The sequence below is a fragment of the Streptomyces sp. NPDC048257 genome (genome assembly GCF_043201855.1).
Classification (GTDB): domain Bacteria; phylum Actinomycetota; class Actinomycetes; order Streptomycetales; family Streptomycetaceae; genus Streptomyces.
Window position 1 is genome coordinate 145419 of record NZ_JBICZI010000003.1, and the last position, 14991, is coordinate 160409.

Below are 14991 nucleotides of genomic sequence, written 5' to 3' on the forward strand. Positions count from 1 at the left end.
ACGGGGGCAGGCGGACGGTATGACATCCCATGCGCTCACTTCCCTGGCCCTGACCGCGGCGCCCGGCCCCGCCTGGGTCCACCTGATCGTCATCGCCTTCGCCCTCCTGGTCCTCTTCAACGCTCTGGCCCGGCACCGCTAGGGGGTGTCTCGTCGATCCGGTCTGATCGACAAGACACCCCCCTCGGCCGTCTCGCGCTGGAGCCGCGTCCGCGGGGTATCCGCGGGACATGGAAACCTCTTCGGATCGGCCGGGCGGCACGCGTCGCCCGTGGTGGGGTCGGATCGCCGCCGGCCTGGCGGTGGTCGTGGTGCTGATCGTGCTCGTGGAGCGCTTCAGCCTGGTTCCGGGATTCGGCGGCCTCTTCGGCGGGGAGACACGCGACCGTTCCGGCCCCGCGCTCCTCAAGTCGCTGCAGGACATGCACCGTTACGAAGCCGCCGTCGGCAACTTCCAGGTCGTCGTGGACCTGGAGAAGGACGCGGCGTTCCTCCCCGACGCGATCCGGGGAACCCGCACCCTGTACGTCGGCGCCGGCTCGGTCAGCGGCTACGTGGACATGGGCGGACTGGGCGAGCGGAACGTCACGGTGAACGGTGACCGCACCGAGGCCACGATCCGGCTCCCCCGGCCGGTGCTCGGGGCGGCGGCCCTGGATCCGGCCCGCTCGTACGCGGTGTCGAAGCAGCGCGGCCTGCTGGACCGGCTCGGCGATCTGTTCTCCGACAACCCGGCCGGTGAGCAGGCCGTGCAGAAGCTCGCCGCGCAGCACATCGACCAGGCGGCCCGCGACAGCGGACTCACAGAGCGCGCCGAGAAGAACACGACGGCGATGCTGGAGGGGCTCCTGCACTCCCTCGGCTTCCGGACGGTGAACGTCGCATACGCGTGAGAGCCACGGCACCGCAATCTCTTCCAGTTCCTCTGTTTGAGCCTTCGATTCGTGGCCATACGCGTCAATGTCGGCGGATCGCTGTTTCGAGCGGGGCAGCGATCCGCCGAGATCGGCGGCCGCACGCCGGTGTCCCGTTTCCCCGGGCGCCGCGTGCGGTCGCCCTTCTGCGTCCCGGGGAAGACCGGCCGGTCAGGCGGGGTGTCCGGGGTCGATCTCCTTGACATCGCGGTAGCGCAGCAGAGTGGGCGCGGTCCGGACCGGTGGGCCGACCTCGGTGGGCGCCAGGAGGAAGCCCACGTGGTCGCCTCCGTCGATCCGGCTCTCGATGCGGCCGACGAACCACGCGGCGGCGCCGGTCAGCACGGGGCTGCCGTCGGCGCTGGGCCGCCAGTCGACCTGTGCCAGTTTGTCCACCTCGTCGCCGGTCTCGCCGCCGAACAGCTCCGCCAGCGACCGCTGGCCCCGGTCGAGCACGTGCACCGCCAGGTGCGAGGCACCGCGCGCCACGCGGAACGTGTGGTTCTGCACCGACAGCCACACCATGAAGCGCGGCGGCCGGATCGAGCACTGCGAGGCGAAGCCCACGAGGCAGCCGGACCGCTCACCCTCGGCCGCCACCGTGACCACGTAGACGGGCCCGTTCAGGGCTTCGGCGAACGGGTCCAGTTCCGTATCCGCCACGACCGCTCCCTCCATCGGCTCACTTCGCGCACGCGCCGCTCGCGCACACGGGGCACCTACCCGTGTCATCGGCACCGAAGCCGGGCGGCATGAGGCCGCCGGTGCCTCGGCCGGGCGCATGGGGGGCCCGGGGAGGGGTAGTCGCGGGCTGAAGAGTCCTGCAGGCGGCGAGGGGTATCGCCGGGTGCGGGGCCGCCGACGACACGGAAGGGGTACGCATGTCGCACGTCGAGGAGTACGTCGAGGTCAACGTTCCCGTACGCACGGCGTACAACCAGTGGACGCAGTTCGAGGAGTTCCCCGCCTTCATGGAGGGGGTGGAACGCATCGACCAGCGCACTGAGACGCTCACCCACTGGGTGACGAACGTGAACGGCGTGCAGCGTGAGTTCGACGCGCAGATCACCGAGCAGCTCCCGGACCAGCGGGTCGCGTGGATGACCGTGGACGGCGAGGCGCGCCAGGCCGGGCTGGTGACCTTCCAGCCGATCGACGCGAGCACCACCAAGGTCGTCCTGCACATGAACTGGGTGCCCGATGGGCTGGCCGAGGCCGCCGCCGACAAGCTCGGCTTCGTCAAGCGGCAGGTCGCCGGCGATCTGAAGCGGTTCAAGCTGTTCATCGAGTCCCGCGGAGTGGCGACCGGTGCCTGGCGGGGCGAGGTCTGACCGTGATGAGAAACGGGCGCGCGAACCAGGGGGTCCGGGCCGCATCCCGCGGTGGCAAGGCGCGGGAGGTCACGGCGCGCTGCGGGCTGCTGGCACGTGGGGTGTTGTACGTACTGGTCGGGATCATGGCCCTGCGCGTGGCCTTCGGCGAGTCCGAGGGCAAGGAGGCCGACCGCCAGGGCGCCCTCCAGGAGCTCTCGGAGAGTTCCCTCGGCGGCGTTCTGATCTGGGCCGTCGGCATCGGACTCGTGTGCATGATGCTGTGGCGCCTGTCGGAGGCGGTGTTCGGCGCGGCGGGCCCGGACGGCGGCAAGCCGGTGAAGCGGCTGGCCTCGGCGGGCCGGACCGTCTTCTACGCCGTGATCGCCTTCTCCGTGCTCTCGTTCGCGGCGGGCGGTGGCGGGCAGTCCGGCGACCAGCAGTCGCGTGACGTGACGGCGAAGGCGCTGGATCTGCCCGCCGGCCAGTGGCTGGTGGGTGCGGCCGGGCTGGGGATCGCCGTCGCGGGCGTGGTCATCGCGGTGCAGGCGGCGCGGCGCAGCTTCCGCAAGCACCTCAATATGAGCGGGGTCCCCGAGTGGGGGCGCAAGGCCGTCGTCTTCCTCGGGGTGGCCGGCGGCTTGGCCCGGGGCGCCGTCTTCACGGCGGTCGGCGGCTTCGTCGTGTACGCCGCGGTGCGGTACGACCCCGCGCAGGCGAAGGGCATCGACGACACCCTGAGGTCTTTCACCCAGACGCCGGCGGGGCCGTGGCTGCTGGTCGCGGTCGCCATCGGGCTGATGCTTTTCGGGGTGTTCTCCTGGGCGATGGCCCGGTGGCGCGAGGTCTGATCCCCGTCCGGGTGGGTGGCTTAGGCCGTCTGTTTCGGACCATGCCCGGCATGGTCCGAAACAGACGGCCTAAGTGCTGTCCCGCGCCGGATTCTGCCGCGACCCGCAGCCGCGTGCTGATCGGCTCCTCGTTCCTCGGCCGTGCCGTCAGGGGTCAGTGCCGTGGCGGCCTGGGCGAGGCGGGCGGTCAAGTGCACGAGGTGGTCGATGCCCGCCTCCCCCTCCACGGCGCGAGACGCCACGTACAGGCGGTGGTCACCGGCCGGCGGCGCCGTGAACACGGGCCGGGTCTCGCCTCACGGCAACTGGGACACGAGGGCCATCACGCCCCGGCTTCCTCACGAGTGGCAGCCGGGGCGTGCAAGAGGGTTGCGGGGACGGCCCTCAGGCCGTCCAGCGGTGCCACCAGTGCCTGCGGCGGGGGTGTACGGCCCGGCCCAGCCGCAGGCCGATCAGCAGGTACCCGAGGAGTGCTCCGGCCGTGTTGAGGATGACGTCGTCGATGTCGAACACGCGGCCCGTGACCAGGGCTCCCTGAGTGAGCTCCACCAGCGTCATCAGGACGACCGTCACCGCGGCCACCCGCAACAGTCCTCGGGCCGGAGGCAGCAGGACGGGCAGGAGCACACCGAACGGCACCCCCAGCAGCAGGTTTCCGCCCAGCTGGCGCACCGCCTCGATCGTCGAGGTCCCGTCCAGGTAGGCGCTGATCGAATGGCCCGGGCGGACATTGCTGTGCACGAGGGCCGCCGAGGCGGCGGACGGCTCCAGCGTCAGCCGCGCCAGGACCACACTGAACAGGACGGTCCCGGCGAAGGCGAACACCATGGCCAGCGCCCGGACCGCGGGGTGTGCCGGACGGTGTTGCCGCCCGGTGGCCGCCGTGGCCCCTTCCTCCGACACCTCGTCGCGCCGCCGCGCGTGGCTCCATGTCATGCGGGCGCGTCTACCCTGCCGACGGCCCGGCACGCGTTCCGGGGGCTCCAACGGCGCATGCCCACGGGCTCTTTCGGGCACGCGCGCAGCGTGACCGACATCCCCCGCACCGTCCCCCACCCAGGCAGTCCACCCGCCGCCGCCCTCGCGGCGCGCGTCCGCGGCGCGCTGCGGCGTACGGCCGTCCACGTCTGGACCGAGAACCTCACCGACCAGGCGGCCGCCCTCACCTACTACGCCGTACTGGCGCTGCTGCCCGCGCTCGTTATCGCGGTCTCCCTCGTGGGGCTGCTGGGCGAAGCGACGCGGGACCGGTTGATCGCCGAGATCGCCTCCTACGCGCCGCCGCAGTCGGCGCAGGTACTCAGCGACGCGCTCGGTGGTCTCTCGGCGGAACGGTCGTCGATCTGGGCCCTGCTGATCAGCGGGGTACTGAGCGCCGTGTGGTCGGCGTGCAGCTACCTGGCCGTGTTCCGCCGGGCCCTGCACACGATGCACCGGGTACCCGATACGCGGCCTCCGCTGCGTGCGGCGCACACGCTGGTCATCAACGCCCTGCTGTTGGTCCTGCTCTTCGTCGGTGCCGTGGGACTGGTCGTGTCCGAGCCGCTGGCCCGATGGGTCGCGCGGGCAGCGGGTGCGGGCAGCCCGGACGCCATGGCGCTGCTGCGCTGGCCGGTGCAGCTGGCGGTCGTCACCCTTCTGGTGCTGATCCTCTTCCGCACGGGGCCAGCCCAGAGCCGGGGCACCCGCCGGGGGCTTCCCGGCGGCGTACTGGCTGCCGTGCTGTGGCTGGCCGCGTCGGGGCTCTTCGCCATGTACACGAAGCTGGATACGTACGGCCGGCTCTACGGCTCGCTGGCCAGCGTCGTGGTCTTCCTCGTCTGGCTCTGGTTCGCCAACCTGGCCCTGCTGACCGGCGCCCAGTTCAACGCCGAGCGGGCACGGGAGCCGGACGGGGACCCCTTCCGCCCGGTGCCGTGCCCGGCGAGGGGCGGTCAGCAGTGAGGACGGGAGCGGGGAGTTTCGCGCACGTGCTCGTACGGGTACCCCTGGCGGCAACCGCCACAGCGGACAGAGGGAGGCGTCATGACGCAGGATGACCGGGCGGGGCGCAGAGAGACCGCGGAGGAGCGCGCGGACCGCCAGTGGCAGGAGCTCATCCAGGAGATCCGGGTCGCGCAGACGGGTGTGCAGATCCTCTTCGGCTTCCTGCTGACCGTCGCCTTCACCCCGCACTTCCAGGGTCTGCCCCCGACGGACAAGGTGATCTACATCGTCACCGTGGTCCTGGGCGCGCTGGCGACGGGGGCACTGATCGGGCCCGTCTCCTTCCACCGCATCGTCTCGGGCCGCCGGATCAAACCCGAGGCGGTCGCGTGGGCCTCGCGCCTGACCTTCACCGGGCTGATCCTGCTCCTGGCGACCTGCACGTCCGCTCTGTTCCTCGTGCTGCGCGTGGCCACGCACAACGCGATCGTGCCGTGGCTGGTCGCGGGAGTGCTGGCCTGGTACCTCCTGTGCTGGTTCGTCCTCCCCCTCTGGGCCCGGGTCCGCTACACCGCGGTGGACTGAGCGGGCGTCCCGCTCAGTCTTCAGGAAGCGGGCGCGGCCGTCGTGATGGCCGCGCAGCCGAGGACGACGGCGCCCAGATCGCCCCGGGCGCTCAGCAACTCGCGTTGGACGCGGGCTCCGTTGCCGCGTTCCAGGAGAGCGGCGACGTCCGCATTCACCCGTTCCTGGTCGCCGTGGTCGACGAGCGCCTCGCGGACGTGCTCGTAGAGGGCCAGTACGGCGTCGGCGGGAGAGGTCTCCCGCATCGTGCGGGGGTGCAGCAGCGGCCCGTCCAGCCCCGAGCGTCCGGCGCGCCAGGCCGCGAGCCGCAACAGGCCGGTACTGACCCTGGCCGGCGGCTCACCGGCCCGCCAGGCGCGGGCGGCGGTCTCGACGAGTCCGCGGACGAGGGCGGCCAGCAGCACCGGCGTACCCGCCTCCAGGCACACGTCCGCGACCCGGATCTCCACCGTCGGGTAGGTGGCCGACAGGCGGGCGTCGAAGTAGATCATCGCCTTGTCGTGCAGCACGCCCGTGTCCACCATGGCGCGGACCTGCTCGTGGTAGCGGTCGGCGGACCCGAAGACGTCCACCGGCCCGGCCGAGGGCAGCCGGTTCCAGACCCTGCTTCGGTAGCTTCCGTACCCGCTGTCCGCGCCCTGCCAGAAGGGGGAGTTCGCGCTCATCGCGGTCAGCACGGGGAGCCACGGGCGGATCCTGTCCAGGACGGCCACGCCCTCCTCGTCCGACTCGACCGAGACGTGGACGTGGCAACCACTGGTCAGCTGCTCCTGCGCGGTCAGGCCGAACTGCTCGGCGACCCACTCGTACCGCTTCCCCGGACTCAGCGAGGGGCGTACGGGCAGGGGTGACGTGCCGAGCGCCGCCACGAGGGCGCCGGCCGAGGCGGCGTGCCGGGCCGCCTCCGCGCGCCAGCGGACGATCTCCTCGAGGAGCTCGCCCATTTCCGTCACCGGTTTGGTGGCGAATTCCAGCTGCTCCCTCTGGAGCTCCTTCTCGAAGGCGTGCTCCTGCGCTCCCCCGTCCTCGGACCGCTGCCCGGCGCAGCGGTCCGCCTCGGCCAGGACCGCGCCGGACACGGCCAGCGGCTCACCGCTGGAGGCGTCCACCAGCAAGAGTTCTTCCTCCACGCCCACACTTCGCATTCCGCCGCCCATCGCTCCTGTGAATCCGTCCGTGGTCACGGACGATACGGCCGTTCACCGCTGAGGTCCCGCACCCACTTCGGGGTGCGGGACCTCAGCGGTGAACGCTGTGCGCGTCAGCGCTTGAACACATCCTTGACCTTTTCCTTGGCCTGACGGACGTCACCCTTGGCCTGTTCGGCCTTGGCCCGGCTCTTTTCCTTGTCCGACACAGCTGATCACTCTCTGGTGAATTCGAGCGGAAATGGGAACCGTGCACGCCCTACCGGCTACCAGTAATGGCGTCGGCCGCCGACCGCATGCCCGACCGAGCCCAGGATCCACAGCACTGCGCCGACCACGAGCAGAATGATGCCGATGGTCCACAGGATGGAGATCCCTGTCAGAAATCCGACGAGCAGGAGAATAAGCCCGACAAGAATCATGATGCCCTCGTTCCCACTTCGGAATTCGGCGAACCAGTTGGGTCCGCCGTGTCGTCTCAGGTGGCGTCTACCCTCGGATTCCTTCTTTATCGGTTGCACACCCCCTGATTTTCCCGCCTCAGGCGCGATGGCTGGTGTAGTAGGCACCGACTTCCTGCCGGTAGCCGAGGTCCGCCAGGTGCGTGTCCCGGTGGAAGTCGGGAGCGCCCCGGATCTGCTCCTTGGTGGCGCTCACGTAGACCGTCTCCTCCTCCAGGTCGATCCGGGACACGAGGCCCGCCGGGAGGATGACTTCCCGGCCGAAGATCCACACACCGGTGTCGACCACCAGGTACGCGTCACCGACCTCGAAGGAGTGTTTGTCGACTTTCCCGATGTCGCCGTCGCTCGCCTCGACCTTGTACCCGGTGAGGTCGGCCCATGCCAGGTGGCCCGCGGTCGGCCGGTAGCTCCACAGATGCTCAGTCACGCGAGACAACTCCTTCCGGGCAGCCCGCTCAGGTGTTGAGCAGGCGGTTGAAGAACGAGCGGTAGTGCTGCAGGGCCAGCCGCAGGTCCGGTCGCCACCTGCTCGCCCCGGTCCCACTGGCCCTCCAGCCCTTGCTTGTGCTCGGAGAACGTGCCGGTCACGGTCTGCATGATCTCGGCGACCAGGGTGTCCGCCGACCTCACCGCGGCTTGCGGGTCGTCGACGAAGCGGCCCTGGATCTCGTTCCACGCCCCGCGGTACCCCTGCGCCTCTGCGGCTCCGAGAAGCGGCCCGGTCTCGCCGTCGGCCGGACTCTCCGCCGCTGCGCCCCGCGGGTCGGCCTGGATCTCCTCGTCCCGGTCGCCTCAACCGGGTACTCCGGTGCCTCGCGTCCGGCGCCCGTGCCCGGATGCGCGAGGTCCTCCGTGGTCAGACCGAGGTCGGTGACGGCCCGCGCCTGCCTGCCGTGGGTCTGCATGTCACCCGCTCCTCTGGTCGACGAGCAGTTCCTCGAAGAGGGCGCGGTAGTGGACCATCGCCCCGCGGAGCTCTTCCGTCGTCGCCTGCCCGTTTCCGCTGCGTTCCTTGACGGCGTGCGCGGCGCGGTAGTGCTCCAGCGTGCGTCCGTGCTCGACCGACAGGTCGCGCACCGCGCCGCTGTACCCCTCGGTCGGGTAGCCGCGCTCGCTCATCAGCCTGGACACCAGCTCGTCGGCCTCGGAGACCGAGCCTTCGGGCCGGTCCACGAAGTGCTCCTGGACCCCGCTCCACTCCTGCGCGTACTGGCGCCGCCGTTCGGCGGGGAGCTCCTTGATGTCGAGCTCGTCGTGCCGTTCCTCGCGGGCCCGCAGGTCGCGCTCGGCGGCCAGCTTGCCGCCCTCCTCCTCGACCGCGCGCTCGTACTCCGGTCCGAACCGGCTGCGCAGGTGTCGCCGGCGCGCCAGCATCGCCACCACCGCAACGATCACGATCACCACGACCACAGCGCCGAGGATGACGGCTATCAGGGTGCTTGTCGACATGTGTGGCCTCCGTCCTGGGGCCCGTCCCTCTGTGTGGACGCGGCTGCCCACGCCACCCCCGGTCAAACACCCCGGGGGTGGTGTGCACGGCGCCGGGCGCTCCCTCAGTCCTCCGGCAGGGGCGACCGCAACGCGCTGCGTCCGTGGTCCCAGGCCTCCAGGAGGTGGGTCGCCAGGCGGTCCTCCAGCAGGACGGTCGCGGCGCACCCGAAGGCGATGTCCGCCTCGAGGTCCGGTTCGACGGCCAGCAGGCCCCCGATGACCTCGTGGCGGACGACCTGCTCGTGGACGGCGTCGGCCTCCACGTGCTCGGTGTAGAAGTGCTCCGCGGCGGGTCCCGCCCCACAGCGCCGCATGGCCGCGGCCAGGCGCCTGGACCCGGGTGACGAGGTGACCTCGACGCATGCGAAATGGCCTACGAGCGCGCCGCGCAACGCCCGGTGGAGGCCGAAGAGGGACATCAGGTTCACGGTCGAGAGCAGCGGAGCCGGTGCCGCGTCCAGGTACCGGCCGTACGCGGGATCCAGCCCGAGATCGGTCATCAGGTCCGCGAAGAGCTGCGCGTGAATGCGGTCGGGGCGGCCGGCACCGAACTCGTCGTACTCGATGGCGACCATGGCGGCCTTGGCCCGTCCGGTGAGGCGCGGGATGACCCAGGCGTGCGGGTCGGCCTCCTTGAGGTGGTAGAGGGAGCGCAGGGCCGCGTACTCACGCAACTGCCACAGCTCTCCGTCGGTCTCGAGACGGCGGCTGACGCTGCCGGAGAGGTCGGCGGGCTGGACGAGCAGCGGGGCGAACGCCTCCTCGACCGTTCGGGGGCCGTCGGACAGCTCGGTGCGCAGGGCGTGGAGGAAGCGGGTCTCCAGGGCGTGGCGCAACCGCAGCAGGTCCGGATCCCATTCGCGTTCGTCATCCACGCCGTCGAAGCCGCGGTAGTGCAGCTCGTAGAGGAGGTAGAGCGCGAGTTGGAGGTCCTCCCCCCAGGGATCGGCCTTCAGCACGGTCCCGGTGGCGTACGACGGCGGGCGGCCGGACCGCAGGGACTCGGCCACGGCCCGGGACAGCTCGCCCCGTCCCCCGGCCAGGCGGGGGCCTGCGGCGACCGCCGTCGTGCTCGGGCTCGGAGGGGTCATCGTGGGCTCCTGTCCCCGGGCGCCGGTGCTGTTCGCTCGCGGCGGCGGTGGCTGGTGTCGCACCAGGGGTACGTACGGCTGCGGCGGCAGGTGCACACCGCGACCATGAAACGGTCCGAACGGGCGACCGTACCGTCGGTCAGGACGATCTCGACCGGGCCCTCGACGAGGACCGGGCCCTGCGGGTCGACGGACACCCGGCGGGCGGGCGCGGGCGCCGGAGCCGCGGGCGCGCCCGGGCGGGGGGTGCCGTTCTCGTTCTCAGAGGCGCTGGGCACGGATCACCACCAGCTCTTCCCACTCCTCGGACTCGGCCGCCAGGCCCTGCCGCTGCAGCCAGGCCCGTCGCGAACGCAGGACCGGGCCCCACGGGACGGTGGCCGTCGCCGTCACCCGTGCCGCACACCCCGCTCCGGCCAGCCGGTCCATGGTCTCCTCGGCCCCGCACATGCCCGAGTGCACCATGAGCAGCGTGCCGCCGGGGCGCAGCAGGGCCGGGGCGCTCGCGCAGATCCGGTCGATGATCGCGCGGCCGTCGGGGCCGGCGTCCCAGGCCCGCTCCGGCCCGCGGGACGGGAGCCCGTCCCCCGGGGCGGGCACGTAGGGCGGATTCGCCAGGACCAGATCGAAGCGGTGACCGGCGGCGCGTGCCATGAAGTCACCGTGCAGGACGCGCAGGGGCAGGCGTCGGCGCAGGGAGTTCAGCCGCGCCGTGGCCACGGCGGGCCAGGAAACGTCGACCGCCGTGACCCGCGCTCCCCGGCCGGCGGCGTGCAGGGCGAGCGCACCGGTGCCCGTGCCGATCTCGAGCGCGTCCGTACGGGGCCCGATGTCCTCCTGGGCCAGGGCCTCGGCGAGGAGAATGGTGTCGGCCTGTGGCTGATAAACCCCCGGCAGCGCGATCAGGTCACCGGGCAGGGTCCCCCCAGTCAGAGCCGTACTGGACACCGCATACCTCCGGGATCGAGTGGAGCCCGCGGATTCGGGCTGCCTCAGTGGACGAGTGGGACGACCCTGTGCGGGTGCCCAGCGGAATGCACCTCATCCGGACTTTCTTCGATCTTCGGAGGATCAGACGGTAGTGCGTTGCGCGGAGTGAGTGGTTCCACCACCCAGCGTCCAGCCGCACAACGCCGCCCAGGTCAGAGCGGCCGAAGCCGCCTTGGCCCGCTCGGGCCCGCGGGCCAGGAAGGAGCCGAAGAGCAGCGCGTCACCCGTGTCGACCGCGACCCGGCAGAGGACGGCCGTACGCAGCCCCGCGCCCCCGGGGACCGTCACCATCGCGGCGCCGATGACCGCGTCGCGTACTCCCAGGGCCCGGATCAGCAGGGCGGAGGAGCCGTGATCCGGCAGGCCGCAGGGGCGGGCCAGCACGCGGGGCCTGCGGGCGACGGCCACTCCGTACGCGAACGTGGCCACACCCATGGCCCGTGCCATCGCAGTGCGCATTGCGATCACTCCCTTCGACGGCCCGCGCCCGTCGAAACGGGCCCGTGGATCCACGACGCGCCTACCCCCCGCGCCGACTGCCGAATCGACCACTCGCCTGGCACACCCCCACGGCCCGGCGCCGCCGCCAGGACTACGGTGGAGGGGTCCCGTCCCGCGTGAACGGCAGATGAGGCTGACAGCTGTGTCGACTTCGAGCCACGAGATCTTCGGTTCCCCGTGCTGGGTCAGCCTCATGGCGCGGGATCTCGAATCCACACAGCGGTTCTACGCCGGCGTACTGGGCTGGGACTTCCGCCCCACCCACCTCGGGGGCGGCATCATGGTCGCCTTCCGCGACGGGGCGCCCGTCGCGGGCATCGGTTCGCTCTCGGGGAGTCTCGGCGGCGCCCCGGTGGTGTGGACGCCGTACTTCGCCGTCGAGGACGCCGACGTGACCGCCGCACGGATCGTCGAACGGGGCGCCACCATGGCGGTCGGCCCCGTGGCCTTCGGCTCCGGCCGCATCGCCCTGGCGTCGGACCCCGCCGGGGCCGTCTTCGGCTTCTGGCAGGGCGAGGTCGTTCCCGACTGGTCGGTCGGCCGTGGCAGCGCACCCGCCTGGCTGGAACTGCGGACCCGGGACGCGTTCGCCGCCGCCATCTTCTACGGGGAGGTCCTCGACTGGGCCGGGGAGCGTCCCGGCTGCTGCGTGGTCTCGTACGAGCACGCCCACGTCGTCCTGCGCCACGGGCACGATACGGTGGCCCGCATCAGCGGCGGCGCGCTCGAAGCTGCGCCGGATCCCGAGGTGCGGCCCCGATGGCACGTCCACTTCCGCGTGCCCGACCTGGAGAGCGTGGTCGAGGCCGCGACCCGGCTGGGCGGCAGGGTCGCCTCACCCGTGCAGACGACCAGCGTGAGCCGGTGGATGGTTCTCGCCGATCCGGAGGGCGCGCTCTTCACCGTGGTGGCGCCTCAGGACGGCTCGGCCTGACCGAGCTCCGGTCGATGGATTCACCGCCGCGCGAGTCCTATCGTAGGAGCAACATCAGGAGCGGCCATGCGCGTCATGCACTGCGGTCGCGACATGAACTGCGGTCGCGGCGACTCGTCTGAGCGTGCCCCGGCGAAATGACCGGGTCGGACGGACCTGGTCGGCTGTCACCCGTCGGACGGATGCGCAGCGCGATACGCCGTGCGCGGGCCGGACGGCGCTGGGCACGGGTCCGGGACGCGGACCTGTGGCAACGCTCCTTGGGCTTCTCGGCACTCGGGTTCCTGACGCTGGTCCCGCTGCTGATCGTCGTCTCCGCCGCGAACACCGCCACCGGTCAGGGGTTCGCGCAGTGGCTGGGGGACGGGCTCGGCGTGTCGCCGCCCGCCCGGGCGGAGATCGACCGGCTCTTCGCCCTGCCCGGCGAAGCGTGGCGGACCACGACGGCATTCGGCCTCGCCGTACTCGCCGTGTTCGGCCTGTCCTTCGCAGTGATGCTGCAGAGCGGCTACGAGAAGATCTGGGACCTGCCCCCGGCCCGCTGGTGGGCCAAGTGGCGGCACGTGCTGTGGCTCGCCGTGCTGGTCGGCGTCCTGTACCTGTCGGCCATCACACCGCCGTGGCGGGAGTCTCCGGCCCGCGGGTTCGTCACCGTGGCGATCGGCACCGTGTTCTTCTGGTGGTCCCAGCGGCTGCTGCTGGGCGGCCGGATCGCGTGGACCGCTCTCCTTCCCGGCGCGGTGGCCACCATGATCGCGCTGTTCGGGCTCCGGGTCTTCTCCCGGCTCGTCTTCTCCCCGCTGATCGCCTCCAGCGCCGTCAGCTACGGCCCCTTCGGAACCGTCCTCGTCATCCAGACCTGGCTCGTCGGCATCGGCGTCGTCGTCTTCGGCGGCGCACTCGCCGGCCGGCTGCTCCACGACGAGCTGCCGCGCCCCCGGGCCTCCTCGGTGGACCGCGGCGGCCGAGTCCGTCGTGATCGCAGTCGGGGCCCGGACTGAGGGGCGAAGCCTTCGGGGGTCCCGCGACGTCTGGACCGATCCACATCAACGTCACCGGCCATGGTGGCGGCCAGCCTGGTCATCCTCACGGATCCGGCCTCACGGCCTGGCGTTTGGTCCATGATCATGGAGCGGGAGTCCGATCTCTCGCCCCCGCCCTTCGACCGACCAGGAGCCCGCATGTCCATCGGGCTCGACTTCCCGGAGTTTCCCTACGCGGAACCCCCCGGCGGCATCACCTGCTGGCAGAAGCCCTGGAACGGCGTCCTCGTCGTGGTGGACCAGATACCTTTCAAGACCGGCGACGAGGTCACTTTCCACATAACGGTCTGCAGCGACGCCACCGGGCAGACCCCGGCTGCGGAGATCCAGGGTGTCGCAAGCATCACCGCTGACACCACCTCGGCCGGCTACACAATCCCCTGGGACGGCGTCCTGGACTCCGTCACCGAGGGTTCGATCACCGCCTTCTACACCCACACTCCCGCCGACAGCAGCGCGCCGGCGACCTCGCAGGAAGCCATCGTCCGGTACTCCCGCCAGCAGCCCGGCGGCGGCATCTGCGGTCCGGACAACTGAGCCCTGCGGGGCAGGTCCTCGCGCCAACTGCTGTGCTGCGAGGCGAGGGCGGCGATCCGGGTGAGGTGCTGGCCGAAGAGGAGCAGGATCGCTCCGGCAGCCCGGACTTCGAGAGGGAGGTTCTTGTCGTTCAGGCACTGGTGTAGGAGCTCCCAGTGCGAGTCCTCGTCGAGCCCGGCTGGGTCGGTCTTGGGCCGGTGCGGGACGTGGAGTTCACGACTGTGCCCTCGGCGTGCTGCCCAGACAGCGAAGTCGCGAATCTCGTAGCGGGTGCCGGGGTTGGCGGCCAGCCACCCGTCCATCTCGCGCTGGGTGACCTCGGCGAGCGCCATGCCGTGGGCGTTCATGGTGGTGAGGAAGGCGACGGCAAGGTTGATGCGGGTGTAGGCCAGCGGACACGGTGCTTGAAGCCGCCCGGCCTTCGGTGGGCCCGGCGGGCCCGGGGCAGGAGGGACCAGCGGACGTAGGCGCGCAGGAGCAGGGCATGTTCGGGGTGGCGGGCCCCAGTGCGGGTGAGGTGGCGTTCGATGTGCGCGGTGAGTTCGTCGCGCTCGGGCAGGGCCTGGTAGATGACGAGGGTGGTGCGGAGGTAGTCGATGGTCTGGGTTCCGCCCCGGCCGGAGGCATGGGCCATGGTGTCCAGGACTTCTGGGTCAACGGCCGGCCGACAGCCACGAGGTCGGCCAGCAGGTGGTCGGAGTGCGAGTTCCGCAGCCGGTTCAACGCAGTCCTTGGCTGCTCGCACTCAGCCAGGGCAGTCCGCATCTGGCGGTATTGACCTCCGGCTTCGGCCGGAGCCGCGTCGAAGACGGCGGCGAGATGGTCCTGAAGCGTGCACCGGTCGCACAGGCCTCGGACCATGTAGGAGAGCGGGCTGGTGCAGCGGGGGCAGGCGTAGAGGTCAGGGTGGCCGGAGCAGGGTCCGCAGATCCGGCGCCGTCTTCGCGTCCTACGAGGACGCGCTGCCGGTCGCAGGCAGGGCATTGGCCCGGGTGGGGAGGGGGCTGTCCGGTAGCAGAGCTTGCATACCGGTCCCAGTGGCCAGCGGGCGCAGACCGGGGCGTTCACGGAACACAGCGCGCAAGGCACTGTCGCCTTGGGGCGGCAGGAGCTGCATGGGTCGATGTGGCTGGGCTTGCCGCAGGCTGAGCACGACCGGAAGGCCGCCGTCTGGGCGCGCAGGCAGCGTGCACGGGTCTGGCGGGT

21 protein-coding genes are annotated in these 14991 nt (G+C 71.4%); 9 read left to right on the forward strand and 12 right to left on the reverse strand.

Annotated features, from left to right (window positions below; all coding sequences use genetic code 11):
- Window positions 1-19: 19 nt before the first annotated feature.
- Both ACGFZK_RS08115 and ACGFZK_RS08120 read left to right on the forward strand, forming a co-directional pair.
- Complete coding sequence (locus ACGFZK_RS08115; RefSeq protein ID WP_393848030.1) at window positions 20-142, forward strand: hypothetical protein; 123 nt, start codon at window positions 20-22, stop codon at window positions 140-142.
- 88 nt (window positions 143-230) lie between these two features.
- Entirely contained in the window at window positions 231-893 is a 663-nt protein-coding gene (locus ACGFZK_RS08120; protein WP_393848031.1) for a DUF4230 domain-containing protein, read from the forward strand.
- Window positions 894-1085: 192 nt separating this feature from the next.
- Here the strand turns inward: ACGFZK_RS08120 and ACGFZK_RS08125 are convergent, their stop codons facing one another.
- Entirely contained in the window at window positions 1086-1577 is a 492-nt protein-coding gene (locus ACGFZK_RS08125; RefSeq protein WP_393848032.1) for a flavin reductase family protein, read from the reverse strand.
- Window positions 1578-1795: 218 nt separating this feature from the next.
- Here ACGFZK_RS08125 and ACGFZK_RS08130 point away from each other — a divergent pair, with 218 nt between their 5' ends.
- Both ACGFZK_RS08130 and ACGFZK_RS08135 read left to right on the forward strand, forming a co-directional pair.
- Window positions 1796-2245, forward strand: a complete 450-nt coding sequence (locus ACGFZK_RS08130) for an SRPBCC family protein (RefSeq protein ID WP_393848033.1) — start codon at window positions 1796-1798, stop codon at window positions 2243-2245.
- 5 nt (window positions 2246-2250) lie between these two features.
- The gene (locus ACGFZK_RS08135) at window positions 2251-3075 is read left to right on the forward strand and encodes a DUF1206 domain-containing protein (protein WP_393848034.1); all 825 of its coding nucleotides are present in this window, start codon (window positions 2251-2253) and stop codon (window positions 3073-3075) included.
- A 384-nt stretch (window positions 3076-3459) separates the two neighbouring features.
- On the opposite strand, the gene ACGFZK_RS08140 is transcribed toward ACGFZK_RS08135, so the two are convergent.
- Window positions 3460-4011 (reverse strand): VanZ family protein, encoded by a 552-nt coding sequence (locus tag ACGFZK_RS08140; RefSeq protein WP_393848035.1) that lies wholly within the window; start codon window positions 4009-4011, stop codon window positions 3460-3462.
- 90 nt (window positions 4012-4101) lie between these two features.
- On the opposite strand from ACGFZK_RS08140, the gene ACGFZK_RS08145 reads away from it, so the two are divergent.
- Both ACGFZK_RS08145 and ACGFZK_RS08150 read left to right on the forward strand, forming a co-directional pair.
- Window positions 4102-5019, forward strand: coding sequence for a YihY/virulence factor BrkB family protein (locus ACGFZK_RS08145; protein WP_393848036.1), 918 nt, complete (start codon window positions 4102-4104; stop codon window positions 5017-5019).
- 81 nt (window positions 5020-5100) lie between these two features.
- Window positions 5101-5586 carry a DUF6328 family protein gene (locus tag ACGFZK_RS08150; RefSeq protein WP_393848037.1) on the forward strand — a complete coding sequence of 162 codons (486 nt, stop codon included), beginning with the start codon at window positions 5101-5103 and terminating at the stop codon, window positions 5584-5586.
- Window positions 5587-5606: 20 nt separating this feature from the next.
- Here the strand turns inward: ACGFZK_RS08150 and ACGFZK_RS08155 are convergent, their stop codons facing one another.
- From ACGFZK_RS08155 to ACGFZK_RS08190, 8 genes are all read right to left on the reverse strand, one after another.
- The gene (locus ACGFZK_RS08155; protein WP_393848038.1) at window positions 5607-6731 is read right to left on the reverse strand and encodes a glutamate--cysteine ligase; all 1125 of its coding nucleotides are present in this window, start codon (window positions 6729-6731) and stop codon (window positions 5607-5609) included.
- A 269-nt stretch (window positions 6732-7000) separates the two neighbouring features.
- Window positions 7001-7156, reverse strand: a complete 156-nt coding sequence (locus tag ACGFZK_RS08160; RefSeq protein WP_184792125.1) for a DUF6131 family protein — start codon at window positions 7154-7156, stop codon at window positions 7001-7003.
- Between the two features lie 118 nt (window positions 7157-7274).
- A complete protein-coding gene (locus ACGFZK_RS08165) occupies window positions 7275-7625 on the reverse strand; it encodes a PRC-barrel domain-containing protein (RefSeq protein WP_393848039.1) in 351 nt (116 codons plus the stop codon).
- 479 nt (window positions 7626-8104) lie between these two features.
- Window positions 8105-8647 (reverse strand): hypothetical protein, encoded by a 543-nt coding sequence (locus tag ACGFZK_RS08170; protein WP_393848040.1) that lies wholly within the window; start codon window positions 8645-8647, stop codon window positions 8105-8107.
- A gap of 104 nt (window positions 8648-8751) precedes the next feature.
- Window positions 8752-9780: an iron-containing redox enzyme family protein gene (locus ACGFZK_RS08175; RefSeq protein ID WP_393848041.1), complete on the reverse strand. Its 1029-nt coding sequence runs from the start codon at window positions 9778-9780 to the stop codon at window positions 8752-8754.
- A complete protein-coding gene (locus ACGFZK_RS08180; RefSeq protein WP_393848042.1) occupies window positions 9777-10058 on the reverse strand; it encodes a CDGSH iron-sulfur domain-containing protein in 282 nt (93 codons plus the stop codon). The genes ACGFZK_RS08175 and ACGFZK_RS08180 overlap by 4 nt, the downstream gene beginning before the upstream one ends.
- The gene (locus ACGFZK_RS08185) at window positions 10042-10728 is read right to left on the reverse strand and encodes a HemK2/MTQ2 family protein methyltransferase (RefSeq protein WP_393848043.1); all 687 of its coding nucleotides are present in this window, start codon (window positions 10726-10728) and stop codon (window positions 10042-10044) included. Before ACGFZK_RS08185 ends, ACGFZK_RS08180 begins: the two co-directional genes overlap by 17 nt.
- A 123-nt stretch (window positions 10729-10851) precedes the next feature.
- On the reverse strand, window positions 10852-11229 hold the full coding sequence (locus ACGFZK_RS08190; RefSeq protein WP_393848044.1) for a hypothetical protein: 378 nt from the start codon (window positions 11227-11229) through the stop codon (window positions 10852-10854).
- A 235-nt stretch (window positions 11230-11464) separates the two neighbouring features.
- Between ACGFZK_RS08190 and ACGFZK_RS08195 the strand changes: the two genes are divergently transcribed.
- The 3 genes from ACGFZK_RS08195 (at window position 11465) to ACGFZK_RS08205 (ending at window position 13785) form a co-directional block, all read left to right on the forward strand.
- Window positions 11465-12205 carry a VOC family protein gene (locus ACGFZK_RS08195; protein ID WP_393848484.1) on the forward strand — a complete coding sequence of 247 codons (741 nt, stop codon included), beginning with the start codon at window positions 11465-11467 and terminating at the stop codon, window positions 12203-12205.
- 182 nt (window positions 12206-12387) lie between these two features.
- Window positions 12388-13206 (forward strand): ribonuclease BN, encoded by an 819-nt coding sequence (locus ACGFZK_RS08200; protein ID WP_393848045.1) that lies wholly within the window; start codon window positions 12388-12390, stop codon window positions 13204-13206.
- A gap of 180 nt (window positions 13207-13386) precedes the next feature.
- The gene (locus ACGFZK_RS08205; RefSeq protein ID WP_393848046.1) at window positions 13387-13785 is read left to right on the forward strand and encodes a hypothetical protein; all 399 of its coding nucleotides are present in this window, start codon (window positions 13387-13389) and stop codon (window positions 13783-13785) included.
- Here the strand turns inward: ACGFZK_RS08205 and ACGFZK_RS08210 are convergent.
- Together ACGFZK_RS08210 and ACGFZK_RS08215 are read right to left on the reverse strand one after the other, a co-directional pair.
- Window positions 13677-14132, reverse strand: a complete 456-nt coding sequence (locus ACGFZK_RS08210; protein WP_393848506.1) for a hypothetical protein — start codon at window positions 14130-14132, stop codon at window positions 13677-13679. The two genes, ACGFZK_RS08205 and ACGFZK_RS08210, sit on opposite strands and share 109 nt — an antisense overlap.
- Entirely contained in the window at window positions 14129-14419 is a 291-nt protein-coding gene (locus tag ACGFZK_RS08215) for a hypothetical protein (protein ID WP_393848507.1), read from the reverse strand. Before ACGFZK_RS08215 ends, ACGFZK_RS08210 begins: the two co-directional genes overlap by 4 nt.
- Window positions 14420-14991 lie beyond the last annotated feature (572 nt).